Origin of the sequence: Breznakia sp. PFB1-19 (assembly GCF_029893935.1) — a bacterium.
Taxonomy (GTDB): domain Bacteria; phylum Bacillota_I; class Bacilli_A; order Erysipelotrichales; family Erysipelotrichaceae; genus Breznakia; species Breznakia blatticola.
Window position 1 is genome coordinate 21437 of the sequence record NZ_JARXXJ010000006.1, and the last position, 25507, is coordinate 46943.

General features: G+C 34.8%; 22 protein-coding genes. 7 read left to right on the forward strand and 15 right to left on the reverse strand.

Annotation, left to right across the window (positions count from 1 at the left end):
- Positions 1-3 precede the first annotated feature (3 nt).
- Together secA and M2098_RS04335 are read right to left on the reverse strand one after the other, a co-directional pair.
- Positions 4-2337 (reverse strand): preprotein translocase subunit SecA, encoded by a 2334-nt coding sequence (gene secA, locus M2098_RS04330; RefSeq protein ID WP_280681865.1) that lies wholly within the window; start codon positions 2335-2337, stop codon positions 4-6.
- A 92-nt stretch (positions 2338-2429) separates the two neighbouring features.
- A complete protein-coding gene (locus tag M2098_RS04335; protein ID WP_067421503.1) occupies positions 2430-2630 on the reverse strand; it encodes a cold shock domain-containing protein in 201 nt (66 codons plus the stop codon).
- Between the two features lie 253 nt (positions 2631-2883).
- Between M2098_RS04335 and M2098_RS04340 the strand changes: the two genes are divergently transcribed.
- Positions 2884-3753, forward strand: coding sequence for a mechanosensitive ion channel family protein (locus M2098_RS04340; protein WP_280681870.1), 870 nt, complete (start codon positions 2884-2886; stop codon positions 3751-3753).
- A gap of 16 nt (positions 3754-3769) precedes the next feature.
- On the opposite strand, the gene M2098_RS04345 is transcribed toward M2098_RS04340, so the two are convergent.
- Positions 3770-4693, reverse strand: coding sequence for an AEC family transporter (locus M2098_RS04345; protein ID WP_280681872.1), 924 nt, complete (start codon positions 4691-4693; stop codon positions 3770-3772).
- Positions 4694-4778: 85 nt separating this feature from the next.
- A complete protein-coding gene (locus M2098_RS04350) occupies positions 4779-5642 on the reverse strand; it encodes a MerR family transcriptional regulator (protein ID WP_280681874.1) in 864 nt (287 codons plus the stop codon).
- Positions 5643-5749: 107 nt separating this feature from the next.
- Here M2098_RS04350 and M2098_RS04355 point away from each other — a divergent pair, with 107 nt between their 5' ends.
- On the forward strand, positions 5750-6439 hold the full coding sequence (locus M2098_RS04355; RefSeq protein ID WP_280681876.1) for a PRD domain-containing protein: 690 nt from the start codon (positions 5750-5752) through the stop codon (positions 6437-6439).
- Here M2098_RS04355 and M2098_RS04360 read toward each other — a convergent pair.
- Both M2098_RS04360 and M2098_RS04365 read right to left on the reverse strand, forming a co-directional pair.
- Positions 6424-7053, reverse strand: a complete 630-nt coding sequence (locus tag M2098_RS04360) for a phosphoribosyltransferase family protein (RefSeq protein ID WP_280681878.1) — start codon at positions 7051-7053, stop codon at positions 6424-6426. The two genes, M2098_RS04355 and M2098_RS04360, sit on opposite strands and share 16 nt — an antisense overlap.
- Positions 7005-8153: a helicase-related protein gene (locus tag M2098_RS04365; protein ID WP_280681880.1), complete on the reverse strand. Its 1149-nt coding sequence runs from the start codon at positions 8151-8153 to the stop codon at positions 7005-7007. The genes M2098_RS04360 and M2098_RS04365 overlap by 49 nt, the downstream gene beginning before the upstream one ends.
- Before the next feature lie 98 nt (positions 8154-8251).
- Here M2098_RS04365 and M2098_RS04370 point away from each other — a divergent pair, with 98 nt between their 5' ends.
- The gene (locus tag M2098_RS04370) at positions 8252-8740 is read left to right on the forward strand and encodes an Lrp/AsnC family transcriptional regulator (RefSeq protein ID WP_134167760.1); all 489 of its coding nucleotides are present in this window, start codon (positions 8252-8254) and stop codon (positions 8738-8740) included.
- Positions 8740-9921 (forward strand): aminotransferase class I/II-fold pyridoxal phosphate-dependent enzyme, encoded by a 1182-nt coding sequence (locus tag M2098_RS04375; RefSeq protein WP_280681884.1) that lies wholly within the window; start codon positions 8740-8742, stop codon positions 9919-9921. Before M2098_RS04370 ends, M2098_RS04375 begins: the two co-directional genes overlap by 1 nt.
- A 185-nt stretch (positions 9922-10106) precedes the next feature.
- Here M2098_RS04375 and M2098_RS04380 read toward each other — a convergent pair whose 3' ends face one another.
- The 6 genes from M2098_RS04380 to mnmE all read right to left on the reverse strand — a co-directional run bounded on the left by M2098_RS04380 (position 10107) and on the right by mnmE (position 17942).
- Complete coding sequence (locus M2098_RS04380; protein WP_280681886.1) at positions 10107-11621, reverse strand: NlpC/P60 family protein; 1515 nt, start codon at positions 11619-11621, stop codon at positions 10107-10109.
- Positions 11622-12091: 470 nt separating this feature from the next.
- Entirely contained in the window at positions 12092-13759 is a 1668-nt protein-coding gene (locus M2098_RS04385) for an ammonium transporter (protein ID WP_280681887.1), read from the reverse strand.
- A gap of 179 nt (positions 13760-13938) precedes the next feature.
- Complete coding sequence (locus tag M2098_RS04390) at positions 13939-15474, reverse strand: RDD family protein (RefSeq protein ID WP_280681889.1); 1536 nt, start codon at positions 15472-15474, stop codon at positions 13939-13941.
- A gap of 8 nt (positions 15475-15482) precedes the next feature.
- Positions 15483-15794 carry a hypothetical protein gene (locus M2098_RS04395; RefSeq protein WP_280681891.1) on the reverse strand — a complete coding sequence of 104 codons (312 nt, stop codon included), beginning with the start codon at positions 15792-15794 and terminating at the stop codon, positions 15483-15485.
- Positions 15795-15830: 36 nt separating this feature from the next.
- The gene (locus M2098_RS04400; RefSeq protein WP_280681892.1) at positions 15831-16601 is read right to left on the reverse strand and encodes a TatD family hydrolase; all 771 of its coding nucleotides are present in this window, start codon (positions 16599-16601) and stop codon (positions 15831-15833) included.
- Between the two features lie 12 nt (positions 16602-16613).
- On the reverse strand, positions 16614-17942 hold the full coding sequence (gene mnmE, locus M2098_RS04405) for a tRNA uridine-5-carboxymethylaminomethyl(34) synthesis GTPase MnmE (RefSeq protein ID WP_280681894.1): 1329 nt from the start codon (positions 17940-17942) through the stop codon (positions 16614-16616).
- Positions 17943-18050: 108 nt separating this feature from the next.
- Between mnmE and M2098_RS04410 the strand changes: the two genes are divergently transcribed.
- Together M2098_RS04410 and M2098_RS04415 are read left to right on the forward strand one after the other, a co-directional pair.
- On the forward strand, positions 18051-19430 hold the full coding sequence (locus M2098_RS04410; protein WP_134167775.1) for an NAD(P)/FAD-dependent oxidoreductase: 1380 nt from the start codon (positions 18051-18053) through the stop codon (positions 19428-19430).
- Between the two features lie 110 nt (positions 19431-19540).
- A complete protein-coding gene (locus tag M2098_RS04415; RefSeq protein WP_280681896.1) occupies positions 19541-19732 on the forward strand; it encodes a hypothetical protein in 192 nt (63 codons plus the stop codon).
- Positions 19733-19788: 56 nt separating this feature from the next.
- Here the strand turns inward: M2098_RS04415 and M2098_RS04420 are convergent, their stop codons facing one another.
- From M2098_RS04420 to M2098_RS04430, 3 genes are all read right to left on the reverse strand, one after another.
- The gene (locus tag M2098_RS04420) at positions 19789-20283 is read right to left on the reverse strand and encodes a GNAT family N-acetyltransferase (RefSeq protein ID WP_280681897.1); all 495 of its coding nucleotides are present in this window, start codon (positions 20281-20283) and stop codon (positions 19789-19791) included.
- A 104-nt stretch (positions 20284-20387) separates the two neighbouring features.
- Positions 20388-22016 (reverse strand): vWA domain-containing protein, encoded by a 1629-nt coding sequence (locus tag M2098_RS04425; RefSeq protein ID WP_280681898.1) that lies wholly within the window; start codon positions 22014-22016, stop codon positions 20388-20390.
- A 161-nt stretch (positions 22017-22177) separates the two neighbouring features.
- Positions 22178-23641 (reverse strand): family 1 glycosylhydrolase, encoded by a 1464-nt coding sequence (locus tag M2098_RS04430; RefSeq protein ID WP_280681900.1) that lies wholly within the window; start codon positions 23639-23641, stop codon positions 22178-22180.
- A 200-nt stretch (positions 23642-23841) separates the two neighbouring features.
- Here M2098_RS04430 and M2098_RS04435 point away from each other — a divergent pair, with 200 nt between their 5' ends.
- Positions 23842-25188, forward strand: coding sequence for a PTS transporter subunit EIIC (locus M2098_RS04435; protein WP_280681902.1), 1347 nt, complete (start codon positions 23842-23844; stop codon positions 25186-25188).
- The last annotated feature ends 319 nt before the right edge of the window (positions 25189-25507 follow it).

Genomic DNA, 25507 nt, shown 5'->3' on the forward strand with positions numbered 1-25507 from the left:
CACCTATGCTTCTTTACGCTCGATTTTAATACGAATTGCGAAGAATACGATTTCACGTGCGATGTTTTGTGACATATCATCGAACATTTCAAATCCTTCTTGTACATATTGTTGTAATGGGTTTGATTGTGCAAAACTACGTAAGTGAATTCCATCACGAAGTTTACTCATCGTATCAATGTGATCAATCCAGTTACGGTCAATTGTACGTAATACTACATTACGTTCGAATTGCGTATATTGTTCACGAATTCCATCAAGTTTTGCATCATAGAAATCCCAAGTGAAATCTAAAGCTTTGCCTTTTACTTCATCAGGGTCTAATCCAAAGAACATTTCTTCTTTGATCGTTCCTTCTTCAAATCCAAGTACTTCAAATGCGTTTACTAAACTTTTTGTATCCACATCTCCACTTGCACCAATGTTTGCATCTACCATGTTATTTGTAACACGTTCAAACATTTCTTTCACAATGTCATGTACATTTTCATTTTCTAAAATGTGGTTACGAAGATCATAAATAATCTCACGTTGTTGACGAAGTACATCATCATAGTCAAGTAATTGTTTACGCACGTCGTAGTTTTGTCCTTCGACACGTTTTTGCGCATTTCCAATTGCTTTACTTACCATTTTTGATTCAATCGCAGCTCCTTCAAGTGAAGAGAATGCTTTGTTTAATAATCCTTCTTGTCCAAAACGTACCATCAATGTATCTTGAAGTGATACATAGAATCTAGAGAACCCAGGGTCCCCTTGACGTCCAGAACGTCCACGAAGTTGGTTATCAATACGGCGTGATTCATGACGTTCACTACCCAATACAGCAAGTCCACCTAACACTTTACTTTCATCAGAAAGCTTAATATCGGTACCACGACCAGCCATGTTGGTTGCGATTGTTACAGAACCTACTTGTCCTGCTTTTGCGATAATATCCGCTTCACGTTCGTGGTTTTTCGCATTTAACACTTCGTGTTTAATACGTTCGCGTTTTAACATTTGACTAATGTGTTCAGAAACTTCAACTGAAATTGTACCAACAAGTACTGGTTGTCCTTTTTCATGAAGTGTTTTTACTTCTTCTACTAAGGCTAAGAATTTGTATTCTGCAGTTTCGAAAATTGCATCTGGATAGTCCATTCTTGCAACTGGACGGTTTGTTGGGATTTCAATAACACGCATGTTGTAGATTTCTAAGAATTCTTCTTCTTCGGTTTTTGCTGTCCCTGTCATACCACATAGTTTGTCATATAAACGGAAGAAGTTTTGGTACGTGATTGTTGCTAACGTACTTGTTTCTTCTTTGATCTTTACACCTTCTTTAGCTTCAATGGCTTGGTGTAATCCATCAGAATACGCACGACCTTTCATCAAACGACCTGTAAATTGGTCAACGATAACAATTTCATCACCATCAACTACATATTCAACATCACGCATCATAATGTAGTTTGCACGTAGTGCCATTGTAATGTGGTGAACAAGCTGTGAGTGTTCCACATCATATAAGTTTTTCACTTTAAAGTTTTTCTCTGCACGTGCAACTCCACTTTCTGTTAAGCGTACTTGACGTGTTTTTTCATCAACTTCATAGTCACTTGGTTTTAACATTTTTGCGAAGTAATCCGCATTTTGATAAAGGTTCGCTGTTTTCTTAGCTCCCCCTGAAATAATCAATGGAGTTCTAGACTCATCAACTAAAATTGAATCGACCTCATCGACAAGTGCTGTGTTAAGTCCACGCATAACACGGTCTTTTACGTCTGTCACCATATTGTCTCTTAGGTAATCAAATCCTAATTCTGAGTTTGTTGTATACATAATGTCACATGCATATGCAGCACGTTTTTCACTAGGCGTAAGTGCACGCATATTCACACCAACACTCAATCCTAGAAATTCATAAATTTGTCCCATCCATTCAGCATCACGACTCGCTAAGTATTCGTTTACTGTAACTACATGTACACCTTGTGATGAAAGTGCATTTAAATACACTGCCATTGTTGAAGTAAGGGTTTTCCCTTCTCCGGTTTTCATTTCGGCAATATCACCATTATGCATAACAATTGCCCCCATGATTTGGACCAAATATGGGAACTCACCAATCACACGTTTTGCAGCTTCACGACTTACCGCAAATGCTTCAACTAATATATCATCAAGTGTTTCTCCACCTTGTACTCTTGCTTTAAATTCTGCAGTTTTTCCACGTAATGCATCATCACTTAATGCTTCCATTTCACCTGCTAAGGCATCAACTTTTCTTGCTGTTGATTCAATTTGTTTGAGGCGTCCACTTTCCCCACCAAACAATTTATTTAAAATACCCATGTATATACCTCCATACCTTGATTATTATACCTTATTTACTGCCTATATACAAAACAAAGAGAAGGAATTTCACTTCCCTCTCCTTGTGTTAATTAAGCTATAACTTTAATGTCTTGCGCTTGTAATCCACGATCTGTTTCGATCATGTCAAATTCGACTTCTGTATCTGGATCAATTGTCTTGAAACCATCCATAACAAGTTGTGAATAATGGAAGAAAACGTCTTTTCCATCTTCAATTGTAATGAAACCGAATCCCTTTTCAGGGTTGAACATTTTGATTTTTCCTTGCATTACGATCAGTACTCCCTAGCCTTTCTATGCAGTGTGACCACATATACTCATTGTACACGCTTACTTTAAAAAAAACAAACATAAAACATACAAGTGTAATCCCTGTAAAACCCACATATTTTCATAACTTTTTCGAAACTATTTTACCAATAATAGTTTCATTGTATTTTTAAGCTATTTTCAGTTTTCAAACTTCAAAATAGACATTCAAAATCTACGTGTTACAATATATAAAAACTAAAGGAGGCACACCATGTTTTTAGCTACAAATGATACGACTGAACCAACCATTTTTGACTTTGGTAATACGATATTTGAAGATGGATTGCTGACAAGTTTGATTGTGGTTACTGTGTTAGCACTTATTTTCTACCTTTGTTACACATTTATTAATCGCTTTATGCAAAAACGCGAGTTAGTCAATGCAAGAAGTATTGCAAACATCACGCGTGGTATCTTAATTATGATTTGGGTAATTTTACTATTTAGTCGATTTGTTATGTTTGCACCCATCGCAAAAGGAATTCTAGCAAGTTCTTCAATTATCGCTTTGATTGTTGGTATTGCAGCACAAGATACACTTGGTAATTTGTTTTCAGGAATTATGGTTATTATTTCAAAACCATTTGTTGTTGGTGATTTAATCAAAATCAATCAAGATCAACTTATCGGATATGTCGAACAAATCACATTGCGTCATACAATTATTCGTACATATGAAAACAATCGCATCATTATTCCAAATAACGCGATCAACCAAGCAGTTGTTGAAAATGCAAACTTTGTGACTAGTGTGAAATCAAATTACTTTGAAGTTGTAGTTACCTTTGATTCTGATATCGATGTAGCAGTACAACTGATGAAAGAAGTTTGTTTGCAACATCCAAAATTCATTGATAATCGTTCACATGCAGAAATTCAAGCAAATATTTCACCAGTTAATATCAGTTGTACGCGTTTTGCTGATACGGGTATGGTCTTACGTGCTGAAGTTTTTTCAGAAGATTCCATCTCCGGATTTCACATATTAAGCGATTTGCGCTTTGCCTTAAAGAAAGAATTTGATGCACATGGTGTTCAATTTGCATACAACCATACATTTGCCAATCCAAAAGAAAAATGAGCCAACGCTCATTTTTTTAAAATAATAGAAAAATAAATAACGGTATACTTACCACAGATACTAACGTTGTTAGTGAAATTGTTTTTGAAGCAATGCTTGTATCCACATCATATTGCAAAGCCAACATCAACGGGATAGAAGCTGATGGCAACATAAATGAGAATACAAACAGTTCTTTTAAGAATACCGAAACATCTAGAAAATAGATCAATCCAAAACCGATAAACGGAAAGATAAACATCTTAATAAAGACATTTTTTAGCAGTGCGATGGTTTCCTTGTTTTTGGCAAGTCCTGCAAACGATAGATTTCCACCAACGACAATCATACTTAATGGTACAGTTGCTTGACCAAGCAACCCACTTGTTTCTGTCACAAAACTTGGTAATTTAAACTTCGCTAAAAAACAAACTAAGGCAATAATTGATGTAATTACACCTGGGGTTAAAAACATGCGTACATATTCTTTTACCTTGAAACTGCGTTTCCCCTTATTAAGCAAATAGACACCATATGTGTAAATCAAAATATTAAATGGCAAATGTAGTACCGTAAAAACGAATACTGCATAATTTCCATACATCACTTCCAACAGTGGATAGCCAATAAATGAGAAGTTAGCAAAGGCAAGTAAGATTTGATACAATGCCTTATCTTCATGCGTATGAGCAATTTTATGAGCAATCCATTTACTCATCATAATAAATACAACATAAAGTGCAATTCCAAGCAATAAACATTGTATGATTTCCGCATCACTGATACTACTTGGTGTGCTTGAGGAATACAAAATCAATGCTGGCATCATAATATTAGCCACCAAAAATGATGTTTGCTTCATCATTTCATCACCCAATCGATTTGCTCTTCGTAGAAAATAGCCAACGAGAATGAGTGAAAACAACTTCACCATCGTCGTTAATAAAACAAAAAAATCCATGCGTTTCTCCCTGTACGTCAATAAACTTTATTGTGCCTAGTATACGCCTTTTTTATACACAGTGGAAGTATAAGATACATTTTCCCTATATTTCTGCATCTGAATCTACATCTTTCAATCGAATGGAAACACGTATCACAATATCAATGGAATGTTGAACCGATATTTCATTAAGTAAATAATCTGCGTAAATATCGTTTTCCACTTTTAGTTGATGCTTTATAGCATATTTATACATACTTTTACTAAACTGTTCTAGTTGTTTAAAATCTCCATTCATATATCCAATCAAGTAGCTTCCTGCTTCGATATACGTATCACTCTTTGGAACATGATAATAAAATTCAGCTGAATCAACCGTGTCAAAACTATAACTAATTACATTATCTATACTTTTCATCCGTTGATGAAAGCCTAATGGAAAAGCAACATCATATCCTTCTTGCTTTGCCTGTTGATAAAATTTTGTGCTCATGCGCGTCATTGATTCTGTATGTGTCTTTGATTTAATCACTTGTTTGCTTGCCACAAAAATAGGTTGCCGCTTACTTCGATGTTCCACTCGTATATCACCAATCTTTATATCACTTACTTGTTTGGCGTATGCAACTTGCATTTCCATCATCTGTTGAACCTGTTGAAGCTTTGCAATTTTTGCTTCAACTTTTTTGTGTTGCATTTCAAATAATTCTATCATCGCCTCAGGTGAACGCTTATCACTATATGCTTTTATTTCTTCAAGTGACATACCTGTCTCCTTTAAAATACGAATCATACGAATCGTATATAGTTGACGATAGTAATAATAACGATATCCATTATCTAAAGTGATATCCGGCGTAAATACACCAATTTGATCATAGTAAATCAGATTCTTTCGACTTACTCCAGAGGCTTTGGCAAACTCTCCAATTGATAAATACATCTTACGATCTATTGTTTGTTCCATAAAATCACCACCTATTTACATTATAGTAAAATACCCCTTGACCGTCTAGTAACTATACAGTTTATGATGTGCATATAGATAAAGATACAACTAGAAAGGAGACCTACATGTTACATTCAAAATCAATTCAAACAAATAACAACTACTTACAACTTGAACCCATCAACTATGGTGAACTCGTCAGAAAATACGTATCACTTGTAAAACGCGATATTAATGAAAAGGTGAATTATTCTCTATACGTTGATTTGTGTCGCTATTTGCATCACTCTAAAATCATAGATGCGAAGGTAGATAAACAAACGCTTTGGCTGAATCAACACTTTTTCATGCAAGAGTACAATCTTGCGAAAGCACTTACTTCTGAATTACAATCACGAAGTTTAGCTCCTACATACAATACCTATCATGCAAGTGAAATCGCGCAACTAATTGTTGCTGCAAATTTCTCACTAACAACAAAGCAACTAAAGACGATGCATCATATCATTCTTGATATTTATCAAATCATCAATGATCACGTATCATTTTCGATTGATGAAAAGCGATTAAGTGTTCACAGTTTTATTGAACACATAAAATATCTAGCATATCGAATTATCCATCGTATTGATGCGCATAGTGATATGAGTGAACTTGCTACTTGCTACAAAGAACAGTTTCCAAAAGCCGCTACATGTAGCGCGAATATTGCAGCACATATTCGTGAACACTATGATTTTCATCTTTGTGAATCAGAACAATTATTTTTACTGTTTCATATTCAAAAACTTGCAAATATTCAGTCAAATGATTGAACCATAGCAATCGTAAGCAATTTCACATCATGCGCAGCAAGTAAATCAACCATTGCTTTTAGTGTATGACCGCTTGTACAAACATCATCAACGAGTAAAATTTTATGTGGTAAAACTACATCATTTCTAGCAATCACTTTAGCGACATCTTTTCGCTTACTTGCAATTTGATTGTTTTGTTTATAATCGTATTGTTTTACAAAGCCATGCATTTTTTTCAACTTTACTTTTGCAAACATTTTCTCTAGAGGAACAAACCCACGTTCCTCTAGTTTTTCTTTGCTTGTTGGTGCATAAACAATCGTATACCCTTTATAAGTTTTTTCAATGTATTTAATAAATGGCTCAATAAAAACAGTAGCAAGTGCTTCATCTCCACCTTCTTTACACGTAAACATCAAATCTTCAAAATATGTAGTGTATGCATAAAAACTGAATACTTTCATTCCTAACACATCATATTCACGATGTACACTTGTAAATGATCTTCGACAAGTTCCACAAATACAATCATTTGAAAAGTAATCAAAAATACTTCGTCCTTGCATAACCGATTGGAAGCAGACTAAACATGTTTCGCTTTTTTGTTCATCATGATAATTTCTTTTTTGCATGCTTCTATCTCCTTTGTTTTTCTTTTACAAAATATATAGGCATACCCTGTTGGTGCATCAAATTTACGACCGACACGTCCAATCATTTGAATCAAAGATGCTTTTGTATATACAACATGTTCACCATGCAAAATAGCAACATGTACACCTTTGATGGTAATCCCTCGTTCCAAGATGGTTGTTGCAAAGACAATTTGAAACTCCCCCTTATTAAATTGAACCATCAATTCATCTTTATCTGCAGTCTTTGAACTAATTGATCTACATCGAATAAATCGTCTACATAATTTCTCAAGTAACTCTACCTGTGAAATCTTAGGCAAAAAGATAATCCACTTCCCTTTGTGTCTCATTACACAAAGAAAACAAAGCACATATTGAAGTATGTTTGGTAAACGAAAAACCTTTGGTTTTATTAGTGGATGTTTATGTGGTCTTTCAAAGATGGATACTTGTCCCATATAACCATCTTCAACTTCTTGAAAGTGTTGTGCTTCAGGCGTTGCACTTAACAGTAACATTTTTCCACAACAAGCATTGATAGCAAGTTGCTGAAGTACTTCATTATTGGCAAATGGAAATGCATCCATTTCATCAAGCACAAGTAAATCAAAACATTTATGATACCGATACAGTTGATGTGTTGTGCAAACAATTAAGTCACCATCAATAACATTTGTATATCCACCACATACCTTAATGACATTTACACCAGGAAATGCTTGCGATAAACGCTCTGCTAGTTCAATAACAACTTGTCTACGTGCAATAGCATAACCAACCTTCTTTCCATTTCGTAAGTGTTGTTGAATTTGTTGGAGTGTGATTTCTGTTTTTCCTGCACCACACGCAGCATAGACAAGTACCTTATTATGATGTTCGTATAAGAGTTCAACTTTTTGAATTGCATCCTTTTGTACATCACTAAGTTCATAATCCAAATGAATCTTTGTTTGTATTTTAGGCTTATACACTTGTGGACTTACTATATGTTGATCCACATATACTTTGCCAAAATGAATGCATTTACGACAATAGATTCCTTTTGCATCTTCATAGAAATAGAGTTTGTTTTCATTTTTACATCTTGGACATTTCATACCTACATATACAAAAAATATAGGAAATTTCCTATGTACTTATCGTTTTTATAATAAAAATACTGTACAATAGAAACCATATAAAAAGGAGGCAGTATATGAACGATTTAGAATTACTACAATTATTAGCTGCAAATGCGAAGTATAACACTGAAGATCTTGCAGTTATCTTGCAAACAGACTTACAAGATGTGGAGCAAAGAATCGCCGCCTTGGAACAAAAGAAAATCATCTGTGGTTACCACACGATTATCAATTGGGATAAAACAAGCGAGGAACAAGTCACATCGATTATTTATTGTGATGCGATTCCTGAACGTGATCACGGATATGATAATATCGCTAAAAAGATTTACAACTATCCTGAAGTTGAATCAATGTATTTAACTAGTGGAAAAAGTGATTTCATTATTATGATTCATGGACAAACCATGAAAGAAGTGGCAAGCTTTGTTGCGACTAAACTTGCGTGTATTGAAGGTATCACTTCAACAAGTACATTATTTGTTTTACAAACATACAAAACAAGCGGCGTAATTATGAAAGATGAAGAAACAGTCAGCGAAAGACTTGTTGTTACGCCATAATGAAACTTGAAGATAAATTAAGCACTGTTGTAAAACAAATGAAGCCTAGTGGAATTCGAAAATTCTTCGACGTCGCTAAACAAATTGAAGATGTCATTTCACTAGGAGTTGGTGAACCTGATTTCGATACACCATGGCACATTCGTGAAGCTGGAATATATTCGATCGAACAAGGGCATACACACTATACAGAAAATGCAGGACTTTTAGAACTACGTAAGCAAATCTGCGATTATTATAAACATCGCTATGATTTAGAGTATCAAGCAGAAACTGATTGCTTAGTTACAATTGGTGGAAGTGAAGCACTCGACAACTGTTTTCGTGCTTTATTAAATCCTGGAGATGAAGTCATTGTTGCTACACCTTGTTTTGTCTCGTATGAGCCAACGGTACACATGGCTGGTGGTGTTGTAAAGTATTTACCACTACAACATCTAGATGAATTTAAAATTACACCAGAAGGACTTAAAGCATGCATTACCGATAAGACAAAATTATTGATGATCAACTTCCCTGGTAATCCAACCGGAGGAACAATGAGTAAAGAAGACTATGCAAAACTTGTTCCAATTATCAAGGAACATGAAATTATTGTAATTAGTGATGAGATCTATTCAGAGTTAATTTATGAAGGTGAACATGCTTCACTTGCACATTTTCCTGAAATCAAAGATCAAGTCTTAATCGTCAATGGATTCTCTAAAGCATTCGCGATGACAGGATGGCGACTTGGATATTTACTTGGTCCAAGTACAATCCTTCAAGCAGTCATTAAGATTCATCAGTTCGCAATTATGAGTGCACCAACAACTGCGCAATACGCTGCAATTGAAGCACTTAAAAATGGGCAAAAAAATGTTGATGCGATGCGCTTAGCATATAAAGCACGGCGCAACTTAATCGTTGATGGGTTTAATAAAATGGGACTACCAACGCATCTACCAAAAGGTGCATTCTATATCTTCCCAGACATTCGTCCAACCGGACTAACAAGTGATGAATTCTGTGAACGACTTATTAAAGAGCAACGCGTTGCCTGCGTTCCTGGAACCGCATTTGGTGAAGCAGGTACTGGATTCATCCGTGTATCTTATGCATCAAGTTTAGAAGAAATAAAAGAAGCACTATCGCGAATTGCAACGTTTGTTGAACCATTCAACCTAACAAGCACAAAGTAAATAAAGAAGCTGTATACAATAGAGAAATAACTCTTACATGTAACAGCTTCTTTTTATTATGCATTTGCAGTCATTATTTACACTTAGGTTGGCTAGTCGTCATAACGTTATATACAAGTTGTTAATATATATGTAATCAATAAAAAAGATGGATTCCGTAAGGTTTCCATCTTTGATTCTTAAACTTAAGGTAAGCGAATGAATACAGGTCCTGAACCTAAGTATGCACTTGCGATTGCAGTAGTTCCCATGTATCCACCATGGATTGCTTGTCCACCACCAATGTATACAGCGATGTGTGGTACTCCAGCTCCAGCGTTATCGTAGTAAATTAAATCACCAGGTTGTGCTTGGCTAGCAGGAACGATTGTTCCTAAGCTCATGTATCCAGCTGGCCATCCGTGGTAGTAAATACCTACAGCAGCCAATGCGTTTGTTACTAACATTGTACAGTCTTGGTTAACACCTAATTGAGCGTATGCAGCAGCAACGATTGAGTTCCCACTTACTGAATCAGGTACATTCACTGAAGAACCATTGTCTGCAGCTACTTGAGAGTTTCTTGCGTTTTCTTCTTCTAATGCAAGAGCAGCTCTTTCTGCTTCACGTTCTTCTTCTAATTCTGCTTCACGTCTTTCTTCAGCAGCTTCTTCATCTTCACTTACAGTTACAACTAATTGTGCTTCTGCTTTATTTCCATTAGCATCAACTGCTGTATATGTGAATGTATAATCTCCGTCGATGTATAATCCATCTTCGTTTTCTTCGATTTCTCCACTTACTGTGTAGTTCACTACTTCGTCGTAGTTATCAAATACACCTGTTACATATGCTTGAGGATCAAAGTCTCCTGTATCAAGTACATCTACATGTGTTTCTGATAAAGCAATCACTGGTGCTTGTGTATCTACATATTTTACATTAACTAAGTATGAGTTAACTGCAAATACATCATCAGCGATTACTGGTTTGTCGTTGTTTAGTTCTACTTTATTTACACTGTCACTTGCATAAGCTTCTTTTGATTGAATCTTAATTGCTACAGTATCTTCTCTTAATTCTTTTGTTGGGATACGATCCAATTTCACTACGTAGTTACCAATTTCATATCCTTGGCTTCCATCGTTAAGTGTAATTGCTTTTGCATCGTATACATTACTTTCATTTCTTGAAATGATTTCTTTAGCAACATCAATAATTGCACTATCATCACCATAGTTCACTTTGATTGCTTTTTCATTTAATGGAGTAGCAACTTCTACTTTACGAAGAACAGTTGCTGCATCAACTTGTGAGCGTCCTAGTCCAGTAAATGTAAATGTTACTGCAAATACTAAAGCAGCAGTAGTTGTTGTTAATACAAAGTGTTGAAAGTTGAAGTGTACTTTACCAAAACGGTTTTCAATTGTAGATAAAGCAACGTTTGCTTTACTTGCAATTGAAGTACACGTAGTTTTCGTTTGTTTGATAACTACTGGATAGATTTCTGTAAATGCTGCATCTGCTTTTACAATTGCTTGACTTGATAAAGCCATTGCTAATTCTAATAGTTCTGCACCAGCTACACTAGCTTTGATTTTACATGTATTTGCCCATGTTCCAGCAACTTTTAATCCTACCTTAAAGTTGCTCATTAAAATTGTGTTTAATTCTTTGAGTTTTCGTGTCCCTAGTACGAAAGTTTTCTTGATTGAATTCATTCGGTCACCCCTCAGTGTTTATTCATTTTCTACATAACAAAATCATATAGATTTTTACAAGTTTGATGATACCATAGTGAAAGCCCTTACACAATCAAATCCCAAATTTTCACATAAATATATTTATGCTTTTTCTATTAAGGGTCAAATGATGAAAAAAACGCAGTATTCATCACATTTTACTACATATTGAACTTCTAAAAAACAACGTTTTTTTATACTGTTTTTATAATAAAACTATCATGATTGTGGGTGAAAATACGCAATATTTATTCACGATTTATAACCACTTTATTTCTTAAATGAATAATTTCTATGCATAATAGAAAAAATCGACTTTCGTATGGCTTACTTCATAAAAAGTCGATCTTTAGTAACCTTAAAACACTCTATCCCTTCCTCACCTTTTCATAATTGAATATATCTTTATTTCATTCAATAATTGTATCGTTTTGCAGCATATATTCGAATCATTGCTTTTCATATTGAAGTGCATCAACGCCTTGTTCACCTGTACGAACCTTAATTGCATCAACTACATCATATACAAAGATCTTCCCATCTCCAATATTTCCAGTGTGTAATACACGTTTTGCTGTATCTACGACAAGTGCAACTGGCACTTTAGCAACAACTACCTCACATTTTATTTTCGGTAATAGCTCTGTATCAACCTTAGCACCACGATAATATTCCGTTTGTCCTTTTTGTGTTCCACATCCAAGCACTTTTGTCACGGTTAATCCCATGACTCCAATTGCACTAAGCGCTTCTTTTAAGTTTTCAAAGCACTCTGGACGACATACAATGACCACTTTATATATTCCACTTGTTATCGATGTTTCTTTTTCCATATATAGTGGAGTATATTCATATACATCATCTAATTGTTCTGTTGGTGTTATATCATCAAAACTAAAACCCGCATATGAAGAAACAAGTCCGTGTTCTTCAATATCAAGACCAACAAGTTCTTCTTGCCTTGTTACTCGTAAGCCCATTGTTTTCTTTATAGTCATAAACGCAATTGTCATGGTTACTGTAACCCATAGAATCACACTAACTACTCCAATGCACTGTGTAATAAAGAAATCCATTCCATGACCATAAAACAAACCACCATCAACAGCAAGCAGTCCTGTCATCAAGGTTCCAAGTGCACCACAACCACCATGTACAGCAATTGCACCAACAGGATCATCAATGTGTGCAATATAATCCATGAACCAAACAACAAATAACATTACTAGCCCTGCACAGCATCCAATGATAGCTGCACCAAAGGGATCTACTACATCACATCCCGCAGTAATTGCTACAAGTCCAGCAAGAGAGCCATTCAATGTCATTGACACATCTGGCTTTTTATATTTTATCCAAGTGAATAGCATAACTACAACCGTTGCACATGCTGCAGCTAAGTTCGTATTCACAAAAATATTACCTGCACTCACCATCGACTTTGAACTGCTTAACGATAATGTTGAAGTACCATTAAATCCAAACCAACAAAACCATAAGATAAACACACCTAGCGCTCCAAGTGTTAATGAATGACCAGGAATTGCTTTTACACTTCCATCTTTTCCGTATTTTCCAATTCGTGGTCCAAGAATTTTAGCACCAACTAAAGCAGCGACTCCACCAACCATGTGTACTGCAGTAGATCCTGCAAAATCATGGAAACCTTGTTGCGCTAACCATCCGCCACCCCAAATCCAATGACCTGAGATTGGATATACAATCATACTAATAATTATAGAATACACACAATAACTAGAAAACTTTGTACGTTCTGCCATAGCTCCAGAAACAATCGTAGCTGCGGTTGCACAAAACACAGTTTGAAATATCACAAATACATAAGTTGGGATATTGCTATCATAATTCCCTTGAATAAAGAAATCGAATGAACCAATCCATCCTCCAATGTCTTCTCCTTGCATCAAACCAAAACCAATAATCCAAAAGACAATCGTTCCTAATGCGAAGTCCATTAAATTTTTCATAATAATGTTTCCCGCATTTTTTGCCCTAGTGAATCCTGTTTCTACCATCGCAAAACCAGCCTGCATAAAAAATACAAGTGTTGCCCCCAATAATACCCATAACGTATCAATACCAGAAAATGAACCCATACACATACCTCCCTTATAACAAAAAAAGATGCATACTTTATAAAAAGTACACACCTTTGTGTCGGTCCAAACACAAGCAAAAACACAAAAGAGGCTTTGTAAGTTTTTTTCTTACAAAGCCTCTTTGCTTATGTTTGTACTTAGTTTACGCCTATCTAAAGTGCTTGTCAACCATTTTTTTACTCGCTCTTGCTAGCGTATGTTTCCACAAAGTTTTCTACAAGTGCTTCTGCATCTAGTGGACATGTCGTATGTCCAAGTATAAATTCTTTGCGTTTTTCACCATGGTATTCACTACCCGCACTGACTGCACAATTGTATTTTTTTACCAATTTCAGTAAATACTTTACATCATTCTTACTTTGTCTAGGCGTGAACACTTCAAGTCCATCAACACCAGACTCTAGTAATTCACTGATATATTCAGGTTCATCTTTTAAATACACCATTGGATCTTCTAACATAACAACACCACCGGTTGCTTTCACTAAAGAAATCATATCTTCTACTTTTGGATGTGCAACTGGGCAATATGCAACTGCTCCAGGAGCAAAGAAATCCTGCACGAAATTTGCAATTGGACGATTTCGTTTATTTCCAGTTAAATATGGTGCAATCAATTGATGATCTTTATAATTTACATTATTTAGTACATAACGAGCAATTAGTTCTGGTGAAGCAAGTTGGAAACGATTGCCTTTCAGTAATTGTTCGGTATCGATTTCTATACCTGTAAACTCTTCAAAGAGTTTTACACGACGCATACTACTCGCTTTTTCTTTCATCAAGTTTTCGTGTTCCAATGTCACAAAACGCTCATCAGATGGATCGATAAAGTATCCCAAGATGCGCATATGCATATCTTTATAACTACAATCGATAGAAATTCCAGGAATGTAGTTAATCTCATATAAAGGTGCTAAACGCAACGCAGATAAGTTTGCTTTTGCACTATTGTGATCTGTAATCGACAGTGTATGTACACCGGCTTTTTTTGCTTGTTTAAATAGATCTTCAACATTGTATTCTCCATCATGAGAAAATGTAGAAATTACATGTAAATCAATCGTATTTTCCGCTTTTGGTGTTTCTTTTGCTGCTGGTTTTTCAACAACAATATCTTCACGACGAACAGCATCATTTAAACAAACGACTTTTGTTTTCAAAATAAAGTCGATAATACTACGATGACGTCCATCAATAAAGACAAGTAAGCCATCAAGCACTAAAAATGCAAGTATTCCTAATATTCCATTTGTAAATAATGAGAATAATCCATAAAAGGCAAACATTGGTAATGTTTTACCAAATGCTTCACGAACAAATAATCTCTTTCTTGAACATTCACTTCCATCGCTATTTACCACTTTTAAGCGCATTGCAATTTTACCAAAACTTTGCCCTTTAAACATAATTGTCAAATACGTGTTTGCTCCAATTGCAAATATTACAATCAAAACAACTGTAACAATAGCTGCAAAATTCAATAAACTTACACTGATAAAACCACTACTTGTAAGTATAAAAACAACAAGCCATAAAATGACTGGAAGTAACATAAAAGCAATATCACCCAATTCCGCAATAAAGCGCATCCATAAATTCTTACGCGTGAAATTCTGTGCCATATATCGTCCATAACGATCATAGTCACTTGAGCGTTGTTTCATGCGTTTTTGTAGGGTTTCCTTTTTTCCTTGCATCGAATTTGTCATAGATCCTCCTATCCCTTTTTACGCAATTGATAGCATAAAAAGTGGAAATAAAAACCAAGGTAGCACAAGATTCGATACATGATCCCTGCACTTCCTAATATAATGATCATCTTTAGAAATATATCATCTGTTTTTAATATATTAATTGAAATAAACATGGCGAATATAACACTCACAAAAGGAAAAAGAATATACCAACGCCAAGCTTCGCTTTTTAGTTCATACTCTGAGCGACAATGCTCACAACGAATATGGGCAAACATAATTTTTTTCTTCGTTTGTATTTCCTTTTGACATACTTCACATGTTTGTATTTTCATAAGTTCTCCATAATTATAGCATGTATAGGCAAAAAGCTATAGTTTGAAAAAATGCTTGTAGTTTACTTGCATTTGATCCGCTAATACCTTTGGCTCAATATCTAGTAGTTCTACTAATTTTGCAAACGTATAACTTGCATACATCGGTTCATTTTCTTTTCCACGAAATGGATGTGGAGTCAAAAACGGACAATCGGTTTCAATAAACATTCGATCGATTGGCACAACTGCAGGCACCTCTAATAAACCACGTGCATTTTTAAATGTAAGTGGACCAGCAAACGAAATATATCCGCCCATTTTCATCACGATTTCTGCAGTTTCTTTACTACCACTAAAACAGTGCATCAAAAACTTTGTCTTGCAGTGTGCTGCAAGTATATCTAGTGTATCTTTTGTTGCATCACGCATATGAATTAAAATCGGATAACCATATGTATTGGCTAGTTCAATTTGTTTCATAAACAATTCTTTTTGCATTTCAATGTCCGTACCATCATAGTGATAATCTAATCCAATTTCACCAATTGCGATGATTTCATGATTTTGACATGCTTGTTCTAAACGCTGTAGATCCGATTCTTTAATATCAAATAAATCACTAGGATGAAAGCCTAGGGCTATATCTAACATATCAGGATATTTTATTTGTAAAGTTAATGCGCGTTCAAACTCAACAACGCTTGTACAAATACAAACGATTTTATTAAAATGTGCATCTTTAGCATGTTGTATAATTTCATCCACTCTTTCATAAAGTCGATCAAATGTAAGATGCGCATGTGTATCAATTAATGAATAATCCATAAACACTCCTAACTATTTCCCTAAACAGAATTTTGAAAATAATGTATCAAGTAAATCATCTTTACTTACTTCACCAAGGATTTCTTTTAGTGAATAATATGCATCTTGAAGATCAATTGTCACAAGATCTAGTTCATATCCTAACTCAAGGGCTTCTTTTGCTTTCACTAAAGATACTTTTGCTTTTGCCATTAAAGATAATTGACGTTCATTTTGTAGCATTGGCATTTGGTATGCTTGATGGAATGCTTGGTATTTTTCATTCAAAGCATCCATTAAGACATCAACATCTCCTTCTTTAGCAGAAATGTTAATTCCATCATGCGCTTTCTCATCTTTTTTATTATAGATAAGTAAGCGATCTTTTCCTTCACTAATAGCAAGCAATTCTTCATCTTGTGCATCCAATGGTTTTGAACCATCAAATACCACAAGTACAAGTTGTGCTTCTTCCACCATTTTCTTCGAACGATCAATTCCAATTTTCTCAATTGTATCATCGCTTTGACGAATTCCTGCTGTATCAATTAGATGTAATGTTACATTATCTAAACGAATACTACCCTCTACAATATCACGTGTTGTTCCTTCAATATCCGAAACAATCGCTTTATCTTCTTCAAGCAAGGCATTTAATAAACTTGATTTTCCTACATTTGGCTTTCCAATAATTGCGGTTTTAATACCTTCACGTAAAACTTTACCTGAGGATGCGCGACGCAACACCTCATCAATATCTTTTAATAAATCTAACGTTTTTGGTAATAAGATTTCAGCAGTTAATAGTTCTACATCATCATATTCAGGGTAATCAATATTCACCTCAATATTGGCAATAATATCAAGTAGTTTTTCTAACAATGGATCCATGACTTTGACAACACTTCCTTGGATTGCTTGAATTGCCATACGTGCGTTGTTTTTATCTTGCGCAAACACCATGTCATGAATTCCTTCTGCTTTCGTTAAATCCATTTTACCGTTTAGATATCCACGTTGACTAAACTCACCAGGATTTGCCATACGCGCACCATTTTCTAAACACAGACGCAAGATTTCTTTGGTAATGTATGAACCACCATGACAGTTGATTTCCACCATATCTTCACCAGTATATGTTTTTGGTGCTTTAAATAAGGAAACAAGTACTTCATCAACTTTCTCACCATTTTTTGGATCACGAATAAAACCATATGTAATCGTATGGCTTGCTTGTTGATGTAAGTCTTTATGTAATAATGTACTTGCGATTTCTATTGCATCTGGACCACTCATTCGAACAATGGCAATGGGGCCTTGTTGGAGTGCAGTTGCAATCGCTACAATTGTATCTTGGAACATATCATTTTCTCCATTTTCGTGTCTATTATTATACCACAATAAGAAAGTGAATATAACGCTTGCACTTTTAACTAAATTCCTTATAATACCAATGGGGGTAAGATAACTATGAAATATGACGTAATCATCGTTGGAGCTGGTCCTGGTGGGATTTTCTCAGCACTAGAACTAACAAGAAAAAACAAAGAACTTAACATCCTAGTACTAGAGGCAGGAAATCCACTAAGTAAACGCCACTGTCCTATCGATGGTGTGAATATTCGAAGCTGTATCTCATGTCCAAGTTGTGACATTATGAAAGGTTTCGGTGGTGCAGGTGCATTCTCTGATGGAAAATACAACATCACTAACGAATTTGGTGGAAACTTACACGAATACGTTGGAAAACAAGAAGCACTTGATCTAATGAATTATGTAGATGATATTAATATGGAATACGGTGGAGCAAGTGCTCGTAAATTCTCTACTGCAAATTCTGAATTGAAAAAGCGCTGTTTGCAACACGAATTGCATTTACTTGATGCACAAGTTCGTCACTTAGGAACAGACTTAAACTACATCATTCTAGAAAACCTATACAAAGAATTGGAAGATACAATTGATTGGAAATTCCATTCCTCAGTAACAAAAATTGAAAAAGTAAGTGACCATGACTATAAAGTATATGTTGGTGAAACGGTATATGAATGTGATACTTGTATCATTTCAACAGGTCGTTCAGGTTCAAAATGGATGCAATCGATTTGTGATAACTTAAATATTGAAACACGCAGTAACCGTGTAGATATTGGAGTTCGTGTAGAACTACCTGCTGCTGTATTTGAAGATATCACAGATGAAGTATACGAAAGTAAAATTATTTATCGTACAGAAAAATTCCAGGATAAAGTTCGTACATTCTGTATGAACCCACGCGGAATTGTTGTAAATGAAAATACAAATGGTGTTATTACTGTAAATGGACACTCATACGAAGACAAAGGATGTTTCTCAGAAAACACAAACTTTGCTTTACTTGTTTCTAACAAGTTCACGGAACCATTTAAAGATTCTAATGAATATGGAGAAAGTATTGCACGTTTATCAAACATGTTATCTGGAGGAGTGCTTGTCCAACGTTTTGGTGATTTGATTCGTGGACAACGTTCGACACAATCAAGAATTGATGATGGATTTGTGACACCAACACTAAATGCCACACCTGGTGATTTAAGTCTTGTTATTCCAAAGCGTCAACTTGATGATATCATTGAAATGCTATATGCATTAGATAAAATTGCTCCAGGAACAGCAAGTGATGATACATTACTATATGGAGTAGAAGTTAAATTCTATAACTTACAAGTAGATGTTGATAACCAACTAGAAACAAAACATAAAGGACTTTATGTTATTGGTGATTGTAGTGGAGTTACACACTCATTAAGTCACGCAAGTGCTAGTGGTGTATATGTAGCTAGAAAAGTTGCTGCAGATCTTCAAAAATAAACGTTAGAAATCATGCCTTGTCATGGTTTCTTTTTTTGTCCATCAAAAAAAATATATATTTTATGCAATACATTATGGTATACTAAAACGCGTGTAAAGGGGGAAATCACATGAATAAAAATACGAAAATGATTCTTTTTGGAGTTGCGCTATTAGTACTTGATATTATCTTACGAGTTGCATTACGATCAGATGTACAATCAGATAAGGTTGCATTAGGTTCAATTACATTAGTTATTGATGTTGTTGCAATTGTACTTATTGTAAAAGGAATTCTAGCCAACCGTAAAAACAAACAATAGAATATTATAAAACGCCAGTTCTCATATCGCGCGAGAGTTGGCGTTTTTAATTTGTTTTATTCTATATATGTACTTCTACGTTCCATCAATATGGTGTTTCTCCATATACCAAGAATATCTTTTCCAATACGTTCGCGATAACCAACAATTCGAAATCCATGTTTTTTGTGTAACTTAATACTTGCAATGTTTTCTTCCATAATTCCTGCTTGTAATGTCCAAATCCCCTGTTTTTCAGATGCGGGAATTACTTGTTCATACAAGGTGGATGCAATATGACATCGTACATACGAACGATCAATATAGACACTAATCTCGCAAACACCTTTATATACTTCTCTTGACGATGTTGAACTTAATGCAACCCAACCAACAACCTTGTCTTGAATACATGCAACATATCTTAGCTGCTTTAGATGTGACTTATCCCATGCGTTATATGTTGGTATTTCTGTTTGAAATGTTGCAAGATTTGTCTCAATTCCTTGCTTGTAAATTGCAGCCACTTGTTTCCAGTCTGATTGTTTCATTTCTCGTATTGTTATATCCATAGTATCCCCTCAAGTATGTACTTACATTACACCATATTTCCTGTTTTATGGACAGAAAAAAGAAACCAATTGCCTAAACAACTGATTTCTATATGTATCTATTCCTATAATGACTTACGGTAACGGTTTAATCTATATGCTAGATATAAACTAGCTCCTGCTAAAGTCACTAACATAACAATAAGTCCTGTTGCATTTTGACCAGTAGCTACACTTGGAAGTTTCTTTGGTTCATCCTTTGGTGTATCTTTTACATCTGGCGCAATACTAGGTGCTGATTTTTCATACCCTACATAGATATTTGTGCAATCCATAATATCTGTAAGTGCGTATGCATTTCCTGATAGTGTTGAAAGATCAACTTTACTAACTACTGCATCTTTATTCATTGGATATGTAGTTACTACAACTTCTTCTAGTGTCGCTTTTACATCTTTAGGTGCCCATGTAGCCGTATGACTTGCACCGTTTCCTACATAATATTCTGTAGTTTTATATGTATTTTCAATTGTAGAGTTTTCACATGAACTAACATTTACTTTATGTGTTGTTAAATCAACTGCTTCATCAATTGCTACTGCACCTTTTTCTTCACCATATGTGTAATTAAAAGTTACTTTTTGTTGAATGGTTGTTGTCTTAAACTCTTTTTGTGTTAACTTAGCAGCTTCTGCTTGGTTAATTTTCACTTTGTATGAATATGTATACGTTCCCGTAGTTGGACTACTTACTCCAAAAGCAAAATCATGTACATCACCAGCACTACCACCTTGGATGTCTGCTCCATTTTCTTCTGTGATTTCTAGTGAACCAGCCACAAAATCATAGCTTTGTGGAAGTGTTACATCTACATTCACCATATCAATCATCGCTTTTGAAACCTCAGTATGAATACTATTAAGCACATCTTCTAATATATCTTCTTCCAATGGAATAATGTGCGTTTGGGCATTCACGTTTGCTCCAACCGAAGCTGATAAATTGTTTAGTGCATCTGCACCTTCTTTATTCTTATCTTCTGAGAATCCCATTCCAATTAGACGATAGATAGTTGTTGTATCCTTCAAACTTTTAAAATGAGACAGAGTTAAACTTGCATTTGAAGATGGGTCATCTTGACCATCAGTAATCGCAATAATAACTTTTACTCGATCTTCCGTATTCGTGTCTTCACTGATTAATTTTTCAGCTTCTTTAACCCCACTTCCAAGATATGTTCCACCAGTTTTATCTAGTCTATCAACTGCATTGTTGAAAGTTGTTAAATCTGAAGTGAACGTCGTAAGTGTTTTCGCTGTTGAATCAAAGTCTACTGCAGCCACACGGTTATTTGCATTACTGTTCATAATTGCTTCAGCAAGTTTCTTTGTATTTTCAACTACTACTTCATTTCTTGTTTTTTCATTTGCTCCTGCTTTTTTTTCGGCACCGTCCATACCGTACCCCATACTTCCAGATGAATCAAGCACAAACACTACATCTACATCTTTTTGATTTGTTACTGTCAACTCTTTTGGTACTACCTGAAATGTTCCAGTAACTGTGTATGTATCATCAGTACCTGAATCTACCTTAGCGTTTACTGTAACATCACTTTCTGCATTCACGTATGTGTTTGCATTTTCTTTTGCATTTACTGTTGCATTTGTCGAAAACATTGTTGCGCATGCGACAAAAACAACCGCAAATAAGGCAACGAGTTTCGTTAACCCTCTTTGTGTTATTTTTAACATTTAAAAACCCTCCTTATAAAACACATTTAAATTATAACACGAATATTTTGTGAATTATAAATAAAAGATGTTAATTTTGCACAAAACACATCAAAAAAACACATAGAATTTTACATCTATGCGCTTTCGACAAATCTATTATTTTGTTATATATGTAATCATCAGTCTAGATTTGCACCATTAGACTTGATTACTTTTTTATACCAGTAAAAACTCTGCTTTTTATAACGATTGAATGTACCATTTCCATAGTCATCCGCATCTACATATACAAACCCATAGCGTTTGGACATTTCCGATGTTGACATACTAATAATATCAATTGGCCCCCATGCTGTATATCCAAGTAATTCTACTCCATTTTTAACAGCATCTCGCATTTGCTTAATATGACTACGTAAATATTCGATACGATTATCATCTTGAATTGTCATTTGAGAATTTAGTTCCTCTTTAATCCCTACCCCATTCTCCGCTATCATAAGAGGTATTTGATATCGATCATACAACTTCTCTAGTGTAATACGCAATCCGATTGGATCAACTTGCCATCCCCACTCACTACTATCTAGATATGGATTTTTCACACCATTTACTAAATTTCCAGTAGTTAATTCAGTATCTGCATCAATTTCTGCTTTGGACAATACCGTCATATAATAGCTGAATGATAAATAGTCTACTGTATATGTTTTCAACAATTCTTTATCCGACTCTTCTATATGCAATGAAATATTATGTTCTTTAAAATAAGCTAGTAGATAACTTGGGTAATATCCTCTGACCATAATATCTGAGAAAAACAAATTGTTTTGGTCTTCTCGTATTGATTCCAACACATCTTTCGGATTACATGTAGCTGGATATGCTTCTCTTCGTGCAATCATTCCTCCCATTTTTGCATTTGGACATAATTCATTCATTACCTTCTTTGCGATTGCACTTGCAACTAAAATATGATGAATTACTTGATAACGATCATTTTCTTCATTTTTAATGTAGTCTTTTGGGACTGCTCCACCTACATAAAAACTATGTTGAATAACATTGATTTCATTAAATGCCATCCAATAGTTCACATATTCTTTGAACTCACTCATCACAACACGACAGTATTTTTCAAAATATACTAACATATCTCGATTTAACCAACCACCGTATGTAGTTGCTAAATGTGCCGGTGTTTCATAATGTGATAATGTCACAATTGGTTCAATTCCATTAGCCTTTAACTCCTTAAATACATTCCTATAGAAATCCAATCCTTCTTGATTTGGCAATTCCTCATCACCTAGTGGAAATATTCTTGACCACGATATAGACATACGTAGAGCTTTAAAACCCATTTCTGCCAAAAGAGAAATATCCTCTTTGTATCTTTCGTAAAAATGATTCCCCCATCGTTTTGGATAATAATTCTTTGTATCTTCTAATCTATCTTTTATTGTTTCTATAGATAATTCCTCAAATGCTTCATATGTTCCATAGTCCTGATTCGGATGATATTGTGCAGTATCAGCAATTGAAAGTCCTCTTCCCCCTGCATTCCAAAAACCTTCTGATTGATTTGCCGCTGTTGCACCACCCCATAAAAAGTTATCAGAAAAAATATTGTTATTAGACATCGTATAAACCTCCTTGTCAGTCAAATCATAAGCGATGCTTTTTTGTAAATCAACGAATTTCATACGAGGGTGCAAAAGATGTCACCTACATGAAAAAGGGTGCATTTTTTGTAACTCATAAGATGACAAAAAGATGTATGATTAGCTCATGAAGAACGTTCTTTATTTCAAATGCCAAAAACAAAAGGGGGCTAAACTTAATGAATTTTGATCACATTTCAAAAGATCTATTGAATATCATTGGATCTTCAAACGTTACAAACGTTACGCACTGTGCAACTCGATTACGTGTTGATGTTAAGGATATTGGTTCGATTGACACAACAAAAGTCGAATCAGTAGACGGTGTACTTGGTGTAGTGAAACAAGGTAGTACACTACAAGTAATCTTTGGGCCTAATGTTGAACAAGTCTACAATGCATTTTCAAAACTAACAGGTTCAAGCGACAAAAGAAATGAAACAAGCGTAGAAACAAAGAAGGAAAATCCTTTCTCAAGAGCACTTAGTTTTCTAGCTGCTGCTTTTTTACCAACAATGCCAATTGTTGTTGCTACTGGACTAATATCTGCATTATTAAACATTCTCGTACTAACAATTGGTCTCTCAACAGACTCACCAACCTATACATTAATTAATGCAATCGCAAGTACTGGTTTCTTCTTCTTACCTTTATATGTAGGATATGGATGTGCAAAACAATTAAATATCAATCCTATTTATGGAATATTTCTAGGTGCTGTACTATTGAATCAAAGTATTAATGGAGTAGAAAATCTTGATTTATTTGGAATTCCAGTTCTTGCGACAACATATTCATATACAGCACTACCTGTACTTCTTGGTGTTGTTGTAATGGCTCAAACACATAAATTAATATACAACATCATTCCTAGTTACTTAAAAGATGTCATTATTCCATTGGTTGTAATTCTCGTTGGAACATTAGTTACATTATTAATTGTTGGACCACTTGGAGTTATTCTTGGGGATTGGATGACTGAAGGTTTTGTATTCATTCACGATAAGATTGGTTGGCTTGCTTTAGGTTTAGTAGGTGCACTATTTGGCTTTACTGTGCTAACTGGAACAAACAAAGCACTCGTTCCAATTATGGTGACAGCATTAGCTACACAAGGATATGACACATTTTTAATTCCAGCAATGTTAGGAACAAATATTGCAATCGCTACATCTGCATTAGCAGTTGCATATTTAGAAAAAGATCCTGTTAAAAAAGGAACACAAATTTCTGCAGGTGTTACAGGTCTAATGGGGATTTCTGAACCAGCTTTATTTGGTGTATTAATCAAAGATAGAAAAGCACTAATTGGTTCTATGGTTGGTGGTGCAGTCGGTGGTATTCTTGCCGGACTTACAAACTTAGCACAAAACTCAATCGTTTCTGGTATTCCTGGACTACCAACAATGATTATTTCCATTCCTCCATATGATGGATTGACAAATATGTATTGGGGAATTGCTGTTATTGTAGTATCTGGAATCGTTGGTTTCTTAACAACATTATTACTTAAGAAACGCACATAAAACTCAAAAAAGTATCTTAATAAGAAGTCATCATATGATCATTTGATGCTTCTTTTTTTGTGGTTGATAACTCTTTTAGATATTCAAAAGCAAAATCTTGTACCCTTAAGGTGGGTGTTTGCAGAAAAGACTACTTGATTCATATTTTCTTTTTTTATTTTCACATCGTATACTTTGAGTAGTTGGATTAGCAACTAGACATAGACTCTAACTTGAGGCTATTAAGAATTATTTTAATTAGTGCAAAATTGCACACTTTTTTTTGCATGATTTCGCCTGTTCTTAGGAAATTGAAGATGCAATAATGACGTTAGGAGAT